The sequence below is a fragment of the Curvivirga sp. genome (assembly GCF_965219885.1).
Taxonomy (GTDB): Bacteria; Pseudomonadota; Alphaproteobacteria; order UBA8366; family Aestuariispiraceae; genus Curvivirga.
Genome location: NZ_CBDCOT010000009.1, coordinates 437172 through 456183, shown reverse-complemented (window position 1 = coordinate 456183; position 19012 = coordinate 437172). Strand labels below are relative to the sequence as shown.

Annotated in this window: 18 protein-coding genes; all 18 read right to left on the bottom strand. The window is 41.7% G+C overall.

The window, feature by feature from the left end:
* Positions 1-8: 8 nt before the first annotated feature.
* On the bottom strand, positions 9-2351 hold the full coding sequence (locus ACOQOA_RS07635) for a TonB-dependent siderophore receptor (RefSeq protein ID WP_420548052.1): 2343 nt from the start codon (positions 2349-2351) through the stop codon (positions 9-11).
* Between the two features lie 97 nt (positions 2352-2448).
* Positions 2449-3396: a FecR domain-containing protein gene (locus tag ACOQOA_RS07630; protein WP_420548051.1), complete on the bottom strand. Its 948-nt coding sequence runs from the start codon at positions 3394-3396 to the stop codon at positions 2449-2451.
* Positions 3397-3400: 4 nt separating this feature from the next.
* The gene (locus ACOQOA_RS07625) at positions 3401-3898 is read right to left on the bottom strand and encodes a sigma-70 family RNA polymerase sigma factor (RefSeq protein ID WP_420548050.1); all 498 of its coding nucleotides are present in this window, start codon (positions 3896-3898) and stop codon (positions 3401-3403) included.
* 112 nt (positions 3899-4010) lie between these two features.
* Positions 4011-5060, bottom strand: coding sequence for a siderophore-interacting protein (locus ACOQOA_RS07620; RefSeq protein WP_420548049.1), 1050 nt, complete (start codon positions 5058-5060; stop codon positions 4011-4013).
* Complete coding sequence (gene fhuB, locus ACOQOA_RS07615) at positions 5060-7108, bottom strand: Fe(3+)-hydroxamate ABC transporter permease FhuB (protein WP_420548048.1); 2049 nt, start codon at positions 7106-7108, stop codon at positions 5060-5062. The genes ACOQOA_RS07620 and fhuB overlap by 1 nt, the downstream gene beginning before the upstream one ends.
* Entirely contained in the window at positions 7105-8022 is a 918-nt protein-coding gene (locus ACOQOA_RS07610) for an ABC transporter substrate-binding protein (RefSeq protein WP_420548047.1), read from the bottom strand. Before ACOQOA_RS07610 ends, fhuB begins: the two co-directional genes overlap by 4 nt.
* Complete coding sequence (locus tag ACOQOA_RS07605; protein WP_420548046.1) at positions 8012-8815, bottom strand: ABC transporter ATP-binding protein; 804 nt, start codon at positions 8813-8815, stop codon at positions 8012-8014. The genes ACOQOA_RS07610 and ACOQOA_RS07605 overlap by 11 nt, the downstream gene beginning before the upstream one ends.
* Before the next feature lie 7 nt (positions 8816-8822).
* The gene (locus tag ACOQOA_RS07600; RefSeq protein WP_420548045.1) at positions 8823-11201 is read right to left on the bottom strand and encodes a TonB-dependent siderophore receptor; all 2379 of its coding nucleotides are present in this window, start codon (positions 11199-11201) and stop codon (positions 8823-8825) included.
* Between the two features lie 117 nt (positions 11202-11318).
* Positions 11319-12323, bottom strand: coding sequence for a FecR family protein (locus ACOQOA_RS07595; RefSeq protein ID WP_420550096.1), 1005 nt, complete (start codon positions 12321-12323; stop codon positions 11319-11321).
* 64 nt (positions 12324-12387) lie between these two features.
* Positions 12388-12939: an RNA polymerase sigma factor gene (locus tag ACOQOA_RS07590; RefSeq protein WP_420548044.1), complete on the bottom strand. Its 552-nt coding sequence runs from the start codon at positions 12937-12939 to the stop codon at positions 12388-12390.
* Between the two features lie 91 nt (positions 12940-13030).
* The gene (locus ACOQOA_RS07585; RefSeq protein WP_420548043.1) at positions 13031-14056 is read right to left on the bottom strand and encodes an energy transducer TonB; all 1026 of its coding nucleotides are present in this window, start codon (positions 14054-14056) and stop codon (positions 13031-13033) included.
* Between the two features lie 4 nt (positions 14057-14060).
* The gene (locus ACOQOA_RS07580; RefSeq protein WP_420548042.1) at positions 14061-14483 is read right to left on the bottom strand and encodes an ExbD/TolR family protein; all 423 of its coding nucleotides are present in this window, start codon (positions 14481-14483) and stop codon (positions 14061-14063) included.
* Positions 14480-14899, bottom strand: coding sequence for an ExbD/TolR family protein (locus ACOQOA_RS07575; protein ID WP_420548041.1), 420 nt, complete (start codon positions 14897-14899; stop codon positions 14480-14482). The genes ACOQOA_RS07580 and ACOQOA_RS07575 overlap by 4 nt, the downstream gene beginning before the upstream one ends.
* Before the next feature lie 19 nt (positions 14900-14918).
* Entirely contained in the window at positions 14919-15548 is a 630-nt protein-coding gene (locus ACOQOA_RS07570) for a MotA/TolQ/ExbB proton channel family protein (protein ID WP_420548040.1), read from the bottom strand.
* A gap of 166 nt (positions 15549-15714) precedes the next feature.
* A complete protein-coding gene (locus ACOQOA_RS07565) occupies positions 15715-16005 on the bottom strand; it encodes a DUF2218 domain-containing protein (protein WP_420548039.1) in 291 nt (96 codons plus the stop codon).
* A 10-nt stretch (positions 16006-16015) separates the two neighbouring features.
* Entirely contained in the window at positions 16016-16810 is a 795-nt protein-coding gene (locus tag ACOQOA_RS07560) for an ABC transporter ATP-binding protein (protein ID WP_420548038.1), read from the bottom strand.
* Complete coding sequence (locus tag ACOQOA_RS07555) at positions 16810-17868, bottom strand: FecCD family ABC transporter permease (protein WP_420548037.1); 1059 nt, start codon at positions 17866-17868, stop codon at positions 16810-16812. Before ACOQOA_RS07555 ends, ACOQOA_RS07560 begins: the two co-directional genes overlap by 1 nt.
* A gap of 5 nt (positions 17869-17873) precedes the next feature.
* A complete protein-coding gene (locus ACOQOA_RS07550) occupies positions 17874-18998 on the bottom strand; it encodes an ABC transporter substrate-binding protein (RefSeq protein WP_420548036.1) in 1125 nt (374 codons plus the stop codon).
* Between the last annotated feature and the right edge of the window lie 14 nt (positions 18999-19012).

Sequence of the window (19012 nt, the reverse complement as noted above, 5' to 3'; positions counted from 1 at the left end):
GGCTCTGCTTAGAAAGTATATTCTAATTTAACTTTGTAGGTACGACCTGCTTCTCTCACCACGCCGGAATAAGCTGCGGGTGCATAGATCGCTTCATCGAAAATATTATCGATTACGAAATCGAGTTGTAGATTATCATCTAAGGAGTAATAGCTACCTACATCCACGCGATAATGATTTGGTAATTTGTTTGTATTCGCATCCTCAGCAAAACGTGTCCCTGTATAAGTCACTGTGCTTCCCAATCTTAGGCCCGGGACATAGTTAATATCATATAAACCCTGAATGGATGCTGTATGTGTTGGTACATGTGCAAAACTATTACCTTCTAGGGAAACAGTATCAGATTTTGTGATTTCGGAACGTGTGTAACCATAATTGGTGGAAATAAATAGATCATCCATCACGTAACCTGATAGGGCAAATTCGATACCTTTGGAACGTGATTCACCTGCTGCAACAGAGAAGTTACTATCATTAGGATCATCAATGGCGATATTTTCCTTATTAAGAATAAAGCCAGCTAAGCTTGCTTGGATACCACCAAAGTTTACCTTGGTTCCAATTTCGTATTGAGTACCTTCTTCTGCTTCTAAAGGTGATTGGCCTGCGGTTGTGCCTTGTTGAGGTACAAAAGATTCACTGCGGCTTGTATAAACTGACACATTTTTGGTTACATCATAAACCAGACCAAACTGTGTGGTTACATCCCGTTGATCCACTTCATCAGTTGTCGTCGTTGAAGCCAGATGATCAATGGTTGTTTGAGTTTGGTTAGAGTCAATAAAACGCGCGCCCGCTAGGAAATGAAAATCGTTCCATGTTACACGATCCTGAATAAATGCAGACAGGATTTTATCTTCCTGTAAGGTGACACGGTCGCGAAGTAGCACAGCTGAAGATAAGTCCGTCTCTGTATATTCAGGATTATAAAGGTCGATGGAGCTTGCATTATATGCTTTTGTCGGGCGATTTACATCTGAATGACGATAACTGACACCAGTTGTAAGTTTATGTTTTAGAGAACCTGTAACCGCCTCACCTGTCAAATCGAGAATAACATCGTGATCTTTGTTATAGGTATCTTCACCAACAAATATACGGCGACCAACAGTCCTATAGTCGGATGTACTTAGACCTGTTGAGAAATATTCCATCCAGTCAGCTTCATTTTTTAGATAGCTATGGCTGAAACGAATATCCAAACCATCGGTGATTGCATGTGTTAAACGCGTATTCATGCTGTATGAATCACGATCTGTGAAACTATCTGCAGAGGCGACGTTGAAAGACTTATCATAATCACCGTTTGGATTATCTAAGACAGCGCCTTCAAATGGTGTGCCGCCGTTAATGGCTGTCCACCCATTTGTTGAATAACTGCCTTCAACCGTAAGATTGGTATCATCTGTTAGGTCGACAGTGACATTTGGCGCAAAAAATCTGTGAGAATAATCCCAATTATCAATATCTGCACCTTGCTCCTCAACGGCCGCATTAAATCTGAAACGCACTTGTTCACTGATAGGGCCAGTAATGTCAGCTGTTGTCCGATAACTACCGTAACTTCCTAGTTCGACTTCAGCATCAGAATAGAAATAGTGGAGAGGTTGTTTAGTAACCACGTTGACCGTGCCACCTGGTTCCATTTGCCCGTATAACACGGAAGCCGGACCTGTTAATACTTCCACGCGTTCAACATTTGCTAAATCTGTTGGGTGGTCGGTACGTGTGAAACCAAGTCCATTTGTTGATTGTTCAGCTTCATACCCACGGATACGATAATTATCTGCAAACATATCTTGGGATGACCCATTACGCGATGCGTTTGGAATGAGGCGTAAGACTTCACCGACAGTATTGGATTGTGTCATTTCAATGGATTCTTCACTAATGACATACACACTTTGTGGGATTTCTTTTACGCTATCATTTTGTTGACGACCATAAACGTTGATCGGCGCGAGTGAGACATCTTCTGCAACAGTTTTTGTTTCTAGCTGATAAGCGCCATTTTGATAAACAGCACTGAGATTTGTATTGATCAGAAGAGCTTGTAGGCCTGAGGCAATGTCATAATTTCCAGATAAGACAGGTGCTGTCTGGTTTGAGACTTGATCAGGGGTAAAAGACAAAGTGATCTTCGCAATACTGGCAAATTTATTGAGAGACTGTCCTAAAGGGCCTGCTGGAATATTGTAGGCTTGTTGTGTGGTTGATTGTTCTTGCGCTGAGGCAATACTGCCTGGAGCAACTGTCATCAAAACACTTAAACTTAAAACGCTAGCACTTAATATAGTGCTGGCAGCTTTGTTCGTACGACCAATAAAGCCGTATTTCATCTTATTCATATCCCTATTTCCCTCTAGTAGTGGATAGTCGTTTTTTTGCTTCTACTAGCTAAGCCGTATGAGATTGAAAAAGGGGACATGGAAAATTGAAATTTTTTTATTTTTCTGTGACCAGTACAAAATAAGGACTGATGCTATGGATGCGGACGGGCAGGGTATTGGCAATTACGTTTAAGGCCACATCGGTTTGAGACAGCTGGAAGACACCGGAAATACGATGATGTGCAACGGTAGGGTCGCAACGCAAGAAACCTGTACGATAACGTGCGATCTCATTCAGCAATTCACCTAGGGGCATATTCTCACTAATAATTTGTCCGGAAACCCAAGATGGTTCTAATTGCTTAAGATCAGTTGCAGGGGAAATCTCAACAGGTGTAAAGATGACGCTTTTACTCTTTAACAATTTGCTTTCAGTCGTGGCGGTTGCTGGTTTAATAGCGACTGCATGTTCATAAACATTGACTTTAACTTTTTGATCTTCAATTTTACGAATAGAAAAACGTGTTCCAAGTGCACGAATATGCCCGGCTTGCGTTTGGACGATAAACGGAGCATTAGGGTTAATCTTAGGTGTTTTGGTGGTCTCAATCAGGATTTCTCCTTCAACCAGTTCAACAACCCGTAAATTGTCAGTGAAATTGACGTTGATGCTTGAGGCTGTATTTAGATGCATCACGCTTCCATCAGGGAGTTCAATTTTTCTGGTTTCGCCTGTTTTGGTTCTGTAATCCGCTACAATACCTGGCAACTTATCCCATGCAATTTTTGCAACAGGCGCTAATAGCATCACGGATGCCAATGCTTTGATTGCTGCACGTCGGTCCACACGATCACGACCCCAAATTTTGCGACCTACTTTTGATGGTATTGCATCCATCATACCCATAAAATTTTGCGCAGTTTGCCAGGCTTGCTCATGAGCAGGGCTTTGGGAACGCCAATTGAAAAGTTCAATCTCTTGGCTCTTACTTAGAGGCGTTTCCTGCATGGTTGTTAACCATTCAGCCGCTTCTTCCATGATTTTACGTGAAGGTTTTGTCATTATTTTAAGCCACCGCCATCAAACATTGGCTAAAGCCTTTTTGCATATATCTTTTCACAGTTCGGGTGGATATTTCCATTTCATTAGCAATTTCGCTATAGGTTGCACCATCCAGTTGAGAGAGCAGAAACGCTTTGCGTACTGGGTCAGGTAGACGATCTAATGCTGCATCAATGAGTTGAATGGATTCTAGCAAAACTTTTTGATCTTCTGGCGATAAAACTTCCGGTTCAGGTAATATGGATAGCGCTTCAAGAAATGCGCGTTCAACTTCTTTATGTCGGAAATGATCGACTAGAAGCCCCTTAGCAATAACACGTAAATATGCACGTGGTTGCCGTATCACGGAATGATCTAAGGACTCCCGACGCATCAATATGCGTACAAAGGTATCTTGTGCTAGGTCAGCTGCTTGAAAACTACATCCAAGCCGGGAAGAAAACCAGTTTCGAAGCCACAGATTATGGCCTGTATATAAATGTTCGATATTTGTAGATGGCATGGCGATTATCTTTGAATATCATTAATAGGCAGTTGTTAATAATGATTATCATTCGCGATGTCAACCGTGATCAATTACATTCAAAAATCTAGCCATTCACATTGTCGTTATATTAGGAATGACGCCAATATGCTGAGCTGTGATATTGTTTGGATGATAGTTTTAGATCATGTTTGAAATATTTCCGAAGATCGGCTGCGACTTCAAATTCTCCGCCGAACCAGAAGTAAGCTGATTGATTTTCAGGTACATTCACGGTTTTAACGGTGTCGATCATGCTTCCTTTGGAATGATCAAGCCATTTGATGTTGATACCGTCTGGCTTTTTCAATTGGATTGCCCATTTTTCTAAATCCTTAAGGGAGATGATAGCTTCTCCTTTGGTATCTTTTGGGCAATTCTCCAAGATACGTGCAATCGCAGGCAAGGCTGTTTCATCACCTGCAAGCATAAGCCAATTAGCTTCTGGGTAATGACCGCCGGAAGGACCCATAATGCCAATCTTATCACCGATAGAGACATTTTCAGCCCAGTCAGACGCGATGCCACCTGCATGTCTTAAGACATCGAAATCAAACTCATTTTGTTCCACACGAATATGGCGGATGGTATAGACACGTCGATATAGGCCTTGTTCACTTTCATCATTGGCGACAGGGTAATGAATTTTGCCAGATGTTTTTTTTGTAGGCCATATTGCTGTAAGTTTTTCGTTTGAAGGAATGAGTAACTGAAAATGTAAGCCATTTTCAGCATAGGAAGCCATATGGGGTCCTTTTACGGTAAGGCGGATCATATTGGGGTCGACAAATTTTTTCTCAATGATCTCCACCAAACGGAAATTGCTGGGATGATCTCCGTGGGATTGGTATCCCTGCCATTGAAGAATCTCTTCTGGTACAGTGGGGTAATGTTCCAAAATATGCTCAATGATGAAATTTTGTAATATTTCTAAGCCGTTTTCGTTCGTTCCGGTGACTTTGATCGACCAACCTTCGTTAGTGACTTCAATAACTAAATCACCATAGTCGGTGTCATAACGTGCAAGATTTTCGTTATAGTCGGCTGGTATCACGTCATGTTCTTTTAAAGCGTCAACTTGCGCTTTTAATGTTTCTACTGGATGAGGAATTGGAAGCGATAAGATAGAAGTATAGTCCATTATGACTTGGCCTTTGATTTGAATCCAAAGAAAGAGCGGCTTGATTGAAGAAAACCTTCTTCGGTGCCACGCCGTGACATCAAGATGAGTAATAAAGGTGTCCCAACAAGTGCGGATAAGATGCCTGCGGGCATTTCGTACGGGTGATTGGCAACACGTCCAATCCAGTCCGCAAATACCATTAAGGTACCACCACCAATGCAAGCCACAAAAAATTGTGGGACAGCTTTTTTAAAACCTAATCCAGAAGCGATATGAGGTGCCATTAATCCAATAAAACTAAATGGCCCAACGATGATTGTTGCACCTGCTGTCAGTAGGGATGCTAAACCAAACATGATCAATCTTAACTGTTTGACTTTGAGACCAAGAGAGCCTGCGATAGCAGCCCCTAATTGCATCAAATTCATGGCGCGACCAGCCATAAAGACCGGCGCTGCGAGTATAAGTGCAACAGTTATACAGGTGAGGGCTGAAGTCATGCTTGCGCCGTAAGTAGATCCAGCCATCCATTGTAAAAGCTGGATGGATCGAATATCCCCTGTGGCAGCAAGTGCACCGACAAACGCATCTAGCATCGCCCCTAAAGAAATCCCGACGAGCACCATGCGTTCCGGCTGGAATCCGTTTTTCTTTCCCAAACCGAAAAGGAGAAGCATAAAGATAAATGCACCACAACTTGCACTGACCATAAAGGAGAGATAGCTGCTCGACGCAAATACAAAGAGGCCGATGCAAATGCCGATCATAGCACCTGCATTAATGCCCAAAACTTCCGGACTGGCCATTTCATTGTTACTTAAACGTTGTAGTAAACTGCCCGCAAGTGCCAGCATAACGCCTGCACCAAAGGCAGATAAAACACGTGGCAAACGCCATTCTTGAATAAAGGCCCAGTCGTTGAACCAGATAAAGTTCCAATCCGCTGATGGTGTTCTTCCGATTGTGAGCGCAATGAATAGAATGGCACCAAGAATAGAAAATAGGGTTACAAGATAGATCGTAGACAATTGGCGTTGATATGAGCTGAAGTTACGATCTTGAACATTTTCTACCACCATTTTTAAACGCGGAATAAGTAAGAGCAGAAGTGGAGAGCCAAATAAGGCTGTAACGGCACCTGTTGGTACAAACTCTTTTAAACTACCCGCAAGATATTGGATAACACTGTCTGTAAACCATAAAATCAATGCACCAAAGATCGCGGACCAGATTAGATGACTTACGGTGCGTCTGGCACCTGATAGTCTTGCTATTGTCGGGGCGATAAGGCCAATGAACCCGATGACACCTACATTACTGGTCACCACTGCGGATAAAGCAATGGCCACAACGACACAAAGGATACGCAAAGCATTTGGATTAAGGCCGAGTGATTTAGCACTTGAATCCCCCATCACCAAAAGGCTCATTGGTCGGGCCAGAAAGATTAAAATAACACTTAAAATAGCGACTTGAGGTAAGAGATTAGAGACCAAGGACCAGTCTTGTTGAGAGAGGGAACCAGCCCCCCAAATGAAAAGACTAATAAGATATCTATCGTTTAAAAGAATAAGTAATGTTGCCAAAGCACCGCAATAGAGGCTTGTCATTAATCCCGCGAGCACCATAGAAACAGGCGAGAAACCGCGCCGCATGACAAAGCCAAATACTATACAGGCAGATAGTAATCCACCGACAAGCGCAATAGGTTGACGACCATACTCTAATAGAGATGGTGCAAATAAGGTTGCAAGCACCAAGGCAAGATGAGCACCAGCTGAAACACCCATTGTGGTAGGTGATGCGAGTGGATTGCGTAAAACCTGTTGTAATATTGCACCTGCAACAGCCAAGGCTGCACCGCATACAAGTGCTGTTACAAGTCTGGGGAGGCTTGAATAAATCAACACCATTTGGCGGGTATCGTAATTCTGAAGGGATAAATCAAGACGAGCTAAATCATATCCCATAAGTAAATAGGTTAAGCCTGCAGACGCTCCAAAGAGTGCTAATGCAATAAGAGGGTTCAAGTTTTTTGAAAAGGAATTTTGGGCAAGAGATGTCATTTGTATTTTGCCTCTAAATGGCCAAGGACGATATCAATAAAGCGTTCAACAGATGGAAGCATGCCAAACATCAAAACTGCAGGAAGAATGGTCATACGGTTTTGCTTCACAACGGGTAGATCTTTCCATAATGGGCTATTCGCAAGCGTCGGTCGGATATCTTCAACGACAGGCTCGAATACAATGAGATCCATATCGCCCTGTGAACTAATGGCGAGATCCTCTAAACCAATTGTTCTAAAGCCCCAATAATTGGTTTCGCCTTTCCAACCATTTTCTAGGCCGATGTAATCCATAACATTTTGATAAAGACTGTTGGCACCAAATACTCTTACATGGCGGGCATCCATGAAATTAACCATGGTGATTGGTGGAAGGGAAAGTTTAGAAACAAGTTGTTTCGCCAAATCTAATTTGGTTTTTACCTTTTCGATATAGGCGGCACCTTTTTCCGGTACACCGATGACTTCAGCAATGCGCTGGGTTTCAATGAAAGATCGATCCATCGGCTGTGTACCTTCTTGATACACAGAAATAATTTCTGTATCGGCCAATTTTTCAAGTGTTGCCTGATGTGCCATTGTATAGGGAGTTAAAAATATCAGATCAGGCTTCAGAGCAGCGATAACTTCTTTGTTTACCACTAGATCATGACCAATATCAGCAATTGTATCTGGCAAGACAGGTTCTTTGACCCAACGATCCCAATGATCCGCAGAAGCAATACCGACAGGGTAACTACCAAGGGCAATCAGTGTCGTTGAAACACCATAATCGAGAGAGATAATCCTTGGAGAGGTTTCTGCTGCGTGTGATACTTGGTTACTTAATAGGGTAGGTAAAAGTGATGCGGACGAAACACAGATCATCTTTTTCAAAAGATCACGTCGGGTTTCAAAGAAATTAATCGACAAGGGCGACTCTCCCTTTTCCGGAAGGATGATCGATAACCTGCATATCCATGTTGAAGATTTCTTTTAACAATTCAGGATTCATTAAATCTTCTGATTTGCGATCTGCGATTAATGCGCCTTCTCGCAGCGCAAGGATACGATCACAGAACCGGGCAGCTATATTGACGTCATGCAAAACCATAATGACCGATAAGTTTTTTTTCTGACTTAGATCTTTGATTAGCTCCATGACATCCATTTGATGTGAGACATCTAACGCAGAAATAGGTTCATCAAGGAGCAGGCAAGAGGTGTTTTGTGCAATGAGCATGGCTAACCATACGCGCTGTCTTTCGCCACCTGATAGATTGTTTACCATGCGATCTTGCATATGATTGAGATTGGTTAATGTTAAGGCATCATTTACATATGAATTGTCCTCATCACTTAACCCAAGAAAAGCGCCATGCCATGGATAACGGCCATGAGATACAAGTTCTCTGACGGTTAAATTCGCGATTGGCGGAATATCTTGTGGAAGATAGGCGACATGACGCGAGAATTCTTTTACGGACCAGCTAGCTAGAGATCGACCTTTTAATAAGATATCTCCAGCGGTGGCATTCAGTTGTTTTGCTAGGATCTTTAATAACGTTGATTTCCCTGATCCATTATGTCCAATCAGGCCATAAATTAGACCGGTATCTAATCTAAGATCTAAAGGTTTTAGGATTTCACGAGTACCAGCCGCGAAAGAAATTTCGCGGCTGGCAAATAGGGATTTCTCACCCATATTGTTTTTAAGTTCAGTCATAATGTCCCTAGAAGCGATAACGCATACTTGCCATCACATTCATACCTTCATCACGATAGCAGTAGCCTGCTTTACAGATTTCACGAGTTTGATCGAACAAGTTAGTAACGTTTAGTTGGACCTTCATACCTTCCATTTCTTTGTTTGCTTCACCTAGATCGTAATGAACTGCGGCATCAACAAAGTAACGAGAGCTATTTTCAAAGGTGTTGGTGTCATTTCCGAAACTTTCACCAAAGAAACGAATGCCGGCACCTGCACCGAAACCCCGAAGCGCAGTTTTTTGGAAAGTGTAGTCATTGTAGAGAGAGAATGTATGTTCAGGTACACCGGAAACCTGCTTGCCTGAAGTACCTTGTGCCCCATTTTGGATTTCAGTGTCTGTATATGCATAAGATGCATTTACGCTCCAACCTTCAACCAAGCTTGCAACAGCTTCAATTTCAAAGCCTTGAGAACGCATGTCTTGTTGGACTTGTCGGTTGATACCTGATGCAGAATCAAAGACAACGCCGTCTTCTTGATCGATATGGAATAATGAAGTTGTTATCATCGCATTACGATCAGGGAATTCATATTTCAAACCAACTTCAATTTGCTCGCCGGTTGTAGGACTAGCGGCAGAGCCATCGATTAGCGTGCCTGTATTGGGTGTGAAAGATGTGGAATAGTTTGCAAATGGAACAAAGCCGCTTTCAAAGACATAAGAGAGACCAAGTTGATGAGAGAACTCTGAATCGTCCTGCTTTGTCTCGGCAGTTGAATTATGAGTGGTAGAATCCAATCGATCATAACGGCCGCCCAATGTGAAGCGCCAATCGTTTAATTCCATCTGGTCATGCACATAAACGCCAACTTGCTCTTGTTTTTGACGTTCTTTGGTTGCGTTCGTCATGTCGACGGTGGAGCCGAATGTTGGTATGGCTGCGAAGCGCACAAGATCTTGAGCATAGCGGGATTTTCCATAATCTAATCCGCTTGTGACGGTATGGCGAATATTACCAGTTGCAACTTTGGAAACTAAGTGAGTATCGGCAACTAAAGCATGCTGGGTTTCAAGGGCACGGCCTGCCGCACGCGCCAAAGTACCGGAATTATCATACCAATATGCATATTCCAGATCGATATCGATATCCGTATATCGAACATTCTGACGCAGGGTAAACATATCGTTGAAACGATGTTCTAATTCATATCCGAGGCGATATTGGCGCTGATTAAAGTCATTGTAACCATCTTCACCACCATAGAGATCTGTAATTCGCCCATTTTCGTTGTAATAAGCGGCTGTACCTCCGGTTAGGGATTTCATATATTCTGATAGTAACGTAATTTTAGTATCATCTGTGATTTCGAAGCTGATGGTTGGCGCAATATAATCACGATCATCTGCGTAATCTGTAAGCTCTGTGTCTGCATCACGAGTTAATCCAGTGACACGGAATTTCACTTCACCTTCTTCAGTTAGACTGTCAGAGACATCGAAACTCGCTTGGGCCCGGTTGTGACTACCTACGAGAAACTCAACCTCTCGCAATGGATCTTCGGTTGGACGTTTTGTTACCTGATTGGCAAGACCACCAGAGGAACTGGCACCATAAAGTGCAGAGGAAGGACCTTTAAGAATTTCAATACCCTCCAAACCGTAAGGTTCAGATTTATAAAGGGCAGAGGATCCACCATATTGGCGTAGTCCATCACGGAATACAGCGTTATAGGCCCCATCAAAACCACGAATGAAAAAAGCATCATATCGTGTATCAAAACCATAGGAACTGTTGTTCACGCCAGGTACATAGGCCATAGCTTCATTGATCGTACGGGGTGCACGCTCATCCATCTGACCTTCTGTTACAACCGAGATGTTTTGAGGGACTTCGACAAGAGGTGTATCTTTTTTAGTACCGATCGTACTAACCAAGGCCACATATCCGTCCTGAATTAAAGTATCATCACTTTCCGCTTGAACCATAACAGGCGTTGTAATGGTGACACTGGCGTCATCAGAGTTGAGTGTTTCATCAATTATGATATTGCCGTTCGAGGTTGTTCGATAATTTAAACCCGTACCTGAGAGAAGTTCAATAAGCGCACTTTCCTTAGACATTACACCGATGACACCTTTTGTACGAAGGCCTGTCACGCGGTCACTATCAACGGATACCTGTACACCAGACTGTTGTCCAAATTTTACCAATGCATCTGCGAGAGATTGTTCGTCGATACTGAAACGAATTTGTTCAATAGCTTGGGCGGTTTGAACAATAACCTCTGTGCTTTCGGCATATGCAGATTGAATTAAAGTCGGGGTCGAAACTAAGGCAGTTGTCATTACCATAGCCATACGAAGACCACGGCTATTAATGGGGAATTGTGCGGATTTCATATTTTTTTACTCGCAAGTCCAATTAGTCAAAATCAAATGCTATTAATAATTAATTGCATTACATATTGGATTAACGAAGCATGTTTTTATTTTTTCAAAATTTTTCAATTTTTTTTGTCAGTCGGTAATGACAATAAGCCATGGAGATATCTCATAGGTTTTAACTTTGTATGTTTCTGCAATTATGGATAGGGCTTCAATGGGTTTAGAAAGGTTGTAAACACCAGTGAGTTTTTTGTTTTTCAGTTTTTCTGATTGAATAAGAACCCACCCATTAAAATAGCGATCTAAATCCGAGATAACCTCAATTGCAGCTTTGTTTTTTGCGTAGAGTTGTCCATGGCGCCAGGCTGAAATGTTTTCAATATCCATTTTTTGACGCAAAGCTTGCCCAGCTGAGTCAAAAGTTAAGACGTCGCCGCGGCTTAGTTTGAAGGATTTGTTGGCATTCTTTGTAACATTAACTAATCCGTGTGACACAGCGATCTGCGTTTTAGGTTGTGACATATCTACATCAAAAGCTGTTCCTAAGACTGTTGTTTCAACATCACGTGATTGTACTTGAAAGGGGCGAGATTTATCGGGTTGAACGTTAAAATATGCCGTGCCGGATAATAACTCAATTGTACGTTGATTAGGCTTTATATCTGCAATAATTGCGGTTTCAGGAGCTAAAGTGACAATTGAGCCGTCCGAAAGGGTGACTTCACGTATTTCGCCTGCACGTGTAGAATAGTCAGCGCGAATATAATTCATCCCGTCAAAAATATTGGTGATAAAGGCAAGGAATAAGACTGCACATGACGCAATAGCGATTCTTCCCCAAGATCGCGAGTTATCATTTGCAGGTACATTCATGCTGGATACGCGGGTACCTGAATGTGTATTGGATACTCCTTGACCTTTATCACCTTCCCCCGAAGTGGGATCTTTTGTCTTTGCTAGTAATTCCGGATGAGCCGGAATTGTCATACCAAGCAAGCGCCAAGTTTCGATTGTCTCTTCCCAATCACGACGATTTTCATCACTTTGGGAAAGCCAGTTATCAAATTTTTGCCGTAGCTGTAAGTCATCTGGAAATTGTTCCAGATTGATGAGCCAATCACTTGCAGTTACATTCATTTCATTCACACGTGTTATCCTGACCTATTTCACATAGTCTCTAAGTAATTAACGATCTGAGTGGTTAATTTTTCAGTTTTTTCACATTATTTTTTAATCTTGATTTACAATGCTCTAATGCTGTTTTGACTAGATTATGTGCAGTGCCTACTGAGACATCTAATTCAGCGGCAATATCTGTTAGCTTCATCCCACCAAAACGACATAATTCGAAAGCTTTTCTAGTACGTTCAGGCAGTTCATCCAAAGCATCTTGTAAAATTTGTAAGTCTTGTCTGGCCATCACTTCACTTTCCGGTGTGATGCCGGATTGTAAAAATGGTTTCTGCGATTGTTGTAATTCTTCTTCAGCGTTACCGACATCTTCTTTGCTGCGTTTTCGATATACATCAATCGACATATTGCGTATGGTTTTGTAGATATAGCCGATAGGTTCTTCTGTCGGGCGATTGAGATACCAATCTTCTTTGGATTTACTAAGCCGTATATAGGCATCTTGCACAACGTCTTCAGCCAAAGGACGTTCACCCACAATTGAAGTCGCATAGCGAATTAAATCCTGCTGATGCTGGGTGAAAAGTTCCAAGAACAAGTTTTTGCCGTAGAAAGCGTCCATTGATTTATAAATCTTTATTAATAATGATTATCAGTCGCATTAATATGAATTTTTCTGGCGCTGTCAAATTGAGAGATTTTATAAAATTCAATTATTGAGAGATGGAAAAATCAATAGGGATTGTGAAACTTCTGACATCTTCGATAATCTCATCCGGGAATTTTGGTAAGGGTTGTGCACGTTCAAGCATCTTAATCGTTTCTTCATCAAGTCTTTTATAACCAGATCCTTTTTGAATTTGATATTCAAGAACTTGACCTTCGCGCGTCATTGTAAATTTTAATAGAACGGTACCTTCCTGCTTACGACGACGAGAGAATTTTGGATATCCTTTATGCCGTTGCAACCAATAACGAAGCTCCGCCTTATATTCTGGAGAGACTTGTCCAACAAATGCGCCACCGCCTGATCGATTTTCTGTTTCAGATCTTGCCGCGATTTCGGCATTACTTACAGCGGTACCTTGGCTGTCAATAGTAGGTTTAGGGGCATCTACAGCTTCCCTTTCGGGTTGGGGTTGCTCTTCCGTTTTCAGTTTTTGAATCTGTTTTTGCAGTGTTTCTTGCTGTACTGGTTTTGGGTCAGGAATTGGCTCTTTTACTGCAGCAACTTTGATTGGTTGAGCAATTGGTTTTTCGACATCCAATTTTGGCTCATTTATCGGCTTCAGTTGTGGTCGTGGAAAAATAACAGAATCTTCTTCAACTGTTTCTTCCAAAGGTTCTTCTATGACTGGTTCAGGAATTTCTTCGATGATTTCTTCTTCGACGACTTCCTCAATGATTTCTTCAACTAATTCTTCAATCGGTTCTTCAAGTACTTCTTCCTCAACAACTTCTTCAACTGGATTAGGGGTCGGTTCTTCAGGTATTTCCTCGACAGGTTCTTCTACCTCTTGGATTTCTTCTACAGTTTCTTCGACTTCTTCGGCCACTGGTTGGGGCGTTGGCTCTTCGCCTGCCAGTGCAGCGGTCATTGAAATTGAAACCTCAAAACCATCAGTACCTAACTCACGTGCACCTTGTGATACCGTTGGATTATATATGTAATAAAGTCCTAAGCCGATATGGAAGGAGATTGCTAATAGAAAACTTAATATCCAGTTGAGTTTTGCCATTGGATTAACTCCCTGCTTCAGGAAGTTGAGTTACCAAAGTGACTTCTGTTAAACCTAGCTCACGAAAAATACTTAATAGTTTTAGCATTTCTTGGCCGTTTAAATTTGAATCTATTTTGAGGCGCAGAATGGCATTTGGATTTGCATTCACATGATGTGCAATTGGTGATTTAAATGTTTCGCCCAAATAGGCATTGTCAAGAAAGTAAACTTGTCCAGATTGATCTACAAAGATCGTGACTTCATTATCGTCGGTCTTTGTCTCACTTTCTGAATAAAGTGCATCCAGATCCACAGGATCAGAAGCCGAAATATGACCTGCAATCATGAAGAAGATCAGTAACAAAAAAACCACATTGATCATTGGTAACACATTTTCTTCGGTGAAATGGGCTTTTTTTGCTGTGCGTTGAGCGATCGATTTCATTCTGCGTTTTCCTTCTTTTTATAAGGAAGGAGAGAAACTTTTTCTAACGCAAGTTTAGAAACCAAATCCATAACTTGTACCATATCTTGCGCAATCGCTTCTTCGCCAACTTCAATCAGCAGACGGTTGTTTTTGTTTTCTTGGAGGATGGATGAAATTTCGTTAAATGAATACGTAATCTTGTTAATTTCGATCTTACCCTCGCCAAGAATCCTTAGGCGCGTTTTATCATCTTGAATGATGTCGCTTTTAGCATTTGCAGTGCCATTTGCAGGAATATTGAGCTCTAAGGAGCGATTCTTTGCAAAGCTTGATGCTAACATAAAGAAAATCAGCAGGATGAACACCACATCGATAAGTGGCGTCAGACTGATCATTAATTTTCTGCGTTTATATTGTTGTGCGATGGACGACATAACAAATGCCTATATCCAGTTATATGCGATCGAAATCTTTAACGAAAATCTGAGCGATTAAATCATCCAAATCATGAGTCAAACGTTCGATACGACGGTCTAAAAAGTTATGAATTGTAACCGTAGGCATTGCCACTGCTAAGCCAACTGCTGTTGTTAATAAGGCAAGCCATATACCACCAGAAAGAATAGATGGATCAACTTGATTACCTGCTTGTTCTAGCTGTTGGAAAGCCTCAATCATACCTAGAACGGTACCAAACAAACCAAGCAATGGTGCCATAGCCCCGATTAATTCAAAGACACGTAAATGACTGGAAAGTGAGTTTACCTTTTCAGCTGCAAAACGGGTAACTTCTTCTCGTGCGGCTTCTTTGTTACCTTCAGTATCCAAATTACCACGAATAGACTTTTGTACAATTTTTGAACGCAGATCATTAGATGAAATCGCAATTCTCAACGCTTCCTCCGCTTTTCCTCTACGGAATTGTAAAGCGGCACGTTTTGCGCGTCCTTTGCTGAAAACACCTGCCTGTAGAAACTGCAAAATCTTAGCAAAGGTAATAGTTAACACAACAATCGATAAGGCAACTAGGATATATACAACAAAGCCACCCGCATTTATTAAATCAATTAACTCTGCAACCATTTTAAAATACCTCATTCTTGCTATTCATAATTAATAGCAAGATTTGAAAACAAGAATGCTCATTACGTAAAACTAACGCAACATAGTGATACTAAGAATTATTTGCAAATAATTCTTTGCGCTATCTATACTCTATAACGAAGAATGGATTTGTTTTTTCAAATTTTTATTTGATATTCCAATCAAATGAGATTTCTTCCCGCCAAGCAAATTTAACTAGATGTTTTTCGATAATGACCTCAATGGTACGGCGTGCATCTTCAGATTCATCAGTTTCTGACGTGATTTGAAGTGTGTTGGGGGAGGCTGTCATATTGCTGACACCCATTGGAAAGTCGACATGACCTTTTTGATCGTCATATTTTACATCTACTTTATGAGCAAAATGTTTGCAGAGCTGCTGGATGTATTTACCTGCGTGATCTGTATTAATTTCTACAACAGAAGAATATTTCAACTTCGTCTCCTTAGGTTTGATTTCTTTGTTCATTGGTTACGCCGTTTATAACGGCAAATGGATAGCCAGCTTGACTGGTTTCTACCGAAGCAGCGACGCCATAAGCCAGATCTAAATTGGTTGAGTTAATCGCGTCTGTAGGCGTGCCAAAGGATAATAGCTTACCCTTGGCAAACAAGGCGATATAATCGCAATGACGCATGGCAAGATTGATATCATGTAACGCTGTAATGCATATTGATTGCGAGTTTAACAGCATCTGTTTTACCACATTAAAAACACTTATCTGCCAACGTAAATCCAATGCGCTTGTCGGTTCGTCTAAAAGTAGAAGGTCTGGCTTTTTGACGATGACTTGCGCCAACCCGACCATTTGTCGTTGCCCCCCTGACATACGCGCTAGAGTTTTAAAGGCTAATTGACGAATACCAAGAGTTGCGAAAACATCTTCAATTCTATTTTCAACTGCCTGACGGGTGAGATCGGGACGTACTGCACGACAGGCACTAAAAACAGATTCATAGGCAGTAAGGGAGGTGGCCTGCGGTAAAGTTTGAGGCATATAGCCAACCAGTTGCATGCGTTTATACATGCTTTGATCTTGTAGCTCTTTACCATCTAATTTGACCGAGCCTGTATAAGTTTCAAGGCCTGCAATGCTTCTTAGGAAACTTGATTTCCCGACACCATTTGCCCCAAGTAATCCGACAAGCTTGCCTTTTGGTATTTCGTTGAAATTCACCTCGCTCAGGATCTGGTTGGAACCATAGGAAAAATTATAATTTTCAATGCTGAAATTAGTCATCAATTTGCTCCCTTCTGGCGAATTAGAAGGAATAAAAATAAAGGGATACCGATGAGTGCTGTGACGATACCATCAGGAATCAAAATACCTGGGATGAGCGTCTTACTTAAAATGGATGCTCCTACTAGAATAAAAGCACCTGCAATAATTGACCCAGGAATGTAAAAACGATGATCTTCACCGAATGCCATGCGGGAAATATGAGGAGCAACCAGACCAACGAAACCAATAATACCTGTAAAGGATACTGCAGCTGCGGTCACAATACTGACACGAAATAGCACCATCAAACGTAATCGTTCGACAGACAATCCATAACTTTTCGCATATTCTTCGCCTGCGCGTAAGGCTGTCATCTGCCATAGATGTCTGATTGTAAAAGGGATGCATCCTAATAAAACCACTAAGACGATAGCGTTTTTTTCCCAATTTGCCCGGGCTAAACTTCCCATGGTCCAAAAGACGATTTGTTGTAAATTATCACTGTCGGCCACAAATTGTACCAAAGCGATTAAAGCCTGCAGGGCGAAAACCATTGCGATACCGAATAGGATCACGGTATCGATGGTGGCACCAAATTTTGCTGATAGGAACTGAATTAAGAGAACTGTTATCATTGCTCCCAGAAAAGCACAGATTGGCAATATGTAATTTTCCGGTATATATCCGACGCCAATTTTATAAACGATGGCGAGTGATGCACCAAGGGTTGCGCCATACATCACACCTAAAGTAGACGGACTTGCTAGCGGGTTGTTTAAGACCGTTTGCATTTCAGCGCCCGCCAAACCGAGGCAAGCACCGACAAGCATTGCCATGACGACATAGGGGAGACGTATTTCCCACATAATTAAGGCATAATAATTTTCTGTGGTATTTGTAGCCGTTAAGCCTGACCAGATTTCACTTAAACTTAAACCAGCGGGGCCAGCCATAATATTCACAATAAGCGCAAGCATGAGAACAAATAGGAAGCTACCTAGAAGCAGGATTCGCTTCCAGATAAAACTTCTATAAAGTGTGGAAAGACTTTGTGTATCCGCGTTATCAAAATTCATAATGTCTACTCAGTCATGCCTACCCAATAGACACCATCTAGATCAACCGGCTGGAATTTATCAAAATACGTTTTCAGTGTTTTTTCTGGTTCCAGATCAGCGAAGATTTCTGGATGTAACCATTTGGCCATTGCTTCTACCGCGGCTACATGCATCGGTGTGTTATAAAAATGATGCCAAATCGCATAGCCACGTTTGTCTTTTATGGCTGATAACTGCGCAACCCCTGTTCGATGGGTTGAGTTAATCAATGATTTGCGGGCTAAATTTTCGTCTGTGCCTACGCCCAATGCGATAAAGTTGGGAGATTGTTCCATACTCATCGCGGACCCAATGGCTGTACCGATATAGATATCTGGTTGATTGCTAATTAAATGTTCTATATTCACCATGCCTGCCGCACCTGGTATGACATCACCATAGGCATTCACACCGCCTGTTAATTCGATAAAATGTCCCATCATGCCATTGCCAAATGCAGAACAGCATTCTGGGCGTAAACCAACATGAGTTTCCATAAATACAGACGGTTTGGTTTTCACATTTTTCAGTTTTTCTTCAATAGAAGCCATTTTGCCATTGTAAAAATTCAGGAATTCATCTGCTTCTTTTTCTTTACCCAAAACTTGGCCGAGAATTTCAATGGATCGTGGCGTATTGACGACAGGATCAAGTCGAAAATCAATGATAATTACGGGAATACCTGCAGCAGCAAATTGATCCATAACTGTTTGGTTTTTATCACTAGGGCCATGTCCGCTGGACAATCCAAAAATAGCTAAGTCTGGTTTTACTGAAAAAGCTTTTTCCGCACTAAAAGAAATAGACCCTGTACTACCAATAAGTGGAATTTCTTCCAGTTGGGGGAACTTCTTCGAATATTGTGCCCAAGAAGCTGGATCATATTTCTTAAAATCTCCCATCATACCGACAACGCGATTAAAGACGTTTTTGCCATCCAAAATAGCGATCGTCGGTAAGAAGCGTCCTTCGCCTAAAACGATATGCTGCGCTGGCGCATTTAGTTCGACTGTACGACCTGCAATATCTGTTAGATGAATTTCTGCACGTGCAGGGAACAAAAGTGCAAAAGTAATCAAGCAGAAGGTAATAGAGAGATTTTTTAACATGATTTGACCTGACT

What these genes read in the sequence shown, in the direction of transcription:
- ACOQOA_RS07635 (WP_420548052.1), bottom strand. Translation starts at nt 2,351, where the DNA reads ATGAATAAGATGAAATACGGCTTTATTGGTCGTACGAACAAAGCTGCC.
- ACOQOA_RS07630 (WP_420548051.1), bottom strand. Translation starts at nt 3,396, where the DNA reads ATGACAAAACCTTCACGTAAAATCATGGAAGAAGCGGCTGAATGGTTA.
- ACOQOA_RS07625 (WP_420548050.1), bottom strand. Translation starts at nt 3,898, where the DNA reads ATGCCATCTACAAATATCGAACATTTATATACAGGCCATAATCTGTGG.
- ACOQOA_RS07620 (WP_420548049.1), bottom strand. Translation starts at nt 5,060, where the DNA reads ATGGACTATACTTCTATCTTATCGCTTCCAATTCCTCATCCAGTAGAA.
- fhuB (WP_420548048.1), bottom strand. Translation starts at nt 7,108, where the DNA reads ATGACATCTCTTGCCCAAAATTCCTTTTCAAAAAACTTGAACCCTCTT.
- ACOQOA_RS07605 (WP_420548046.1), bottom strand. Translation starts at nt 8,815, where the DNA reads ATGACTGAACTTAAAAACAATATGGGTGAGAAATCCCTATTTGCCAGC.
- ACOQOA_RS07600 (WP_420548045.1), bottom strand. Translation starts at nt 11,201, where the DNA reads ATGAAATCCGCACAATTCCCCATTAATAGCCGTGGTCTTCGTATGGCT.
- ACOQOA_RS07595 (WP_420550096.1), bottom strand. Translation starts at nt 12,323, where the DNA reads ATGAATGTAACTGCAAGTGATTGGCTCATCAATCTGGAACAATTTCCA.
- ACOQOA_RS07590 (WP_420548044.1), bottom strand. Translation starts at nt 12,939, where the DNA reads ATGGACGCTTTCTACGGCAAAAACTTGTTCTTGGAACTTTTCACCCAG.
- ACOQOA_RS07585 (WP_420548043.1), bottom strand. Translation starts at nt 14,056, where the DNA reads ATGGCAAAACTCAACTGGATATTAAGTTTTCTATTAGCAATCTCCTTC.
- ACOQOA_RS07580 (WP_420548042.1), bottom strand. Translation starts at nt 14,483, where the DNA reads ATGAAATCGATCGCTCAACGCACAGCAAAAAAAGCCCATTTCACCGAA.
- ACOQOA_RS07575 (WP_420548041.1), bottom strand. Translation starts at nt 14,899, where the DNA reads ATGTCGTCCATCGCACAACAATATAAACGCAGAAAATTAATGATCAGT.
- ACOQOA_RS07570 (WP_420548040.1), bottom strand. Translation starts at nt 15,548, where the DNA reads ATGGTTGCAGAGTTAATTGATTTAATAAATGCGGGTGGCTTTGTTGTA.
- ACOQOA_RS07560 (WP_420548038.1), bottom strand. Translation starts at nt 16,810, where the DNA reads ATGACTAATTTCAGCATTGAAAATTATAATTTTTCCTATGGTTCCAAC.
- ACOQOA_RS07555 (WP_420548037.1), bottom strand. Translation starts at nt 17,868, where the DNA reads ATGAATTTTGATAACGCGGATACACAAAGTCTTTCCACACTTTATAGA.
- ACOQOA_RS07550 (WP_420548036.1), bottom strand. Translation starts at nt 18,998, where the DNA reads ATGTTAAAAAATCTCTCTATTACCTTCTGCTTGATTACTTTTGCACTT.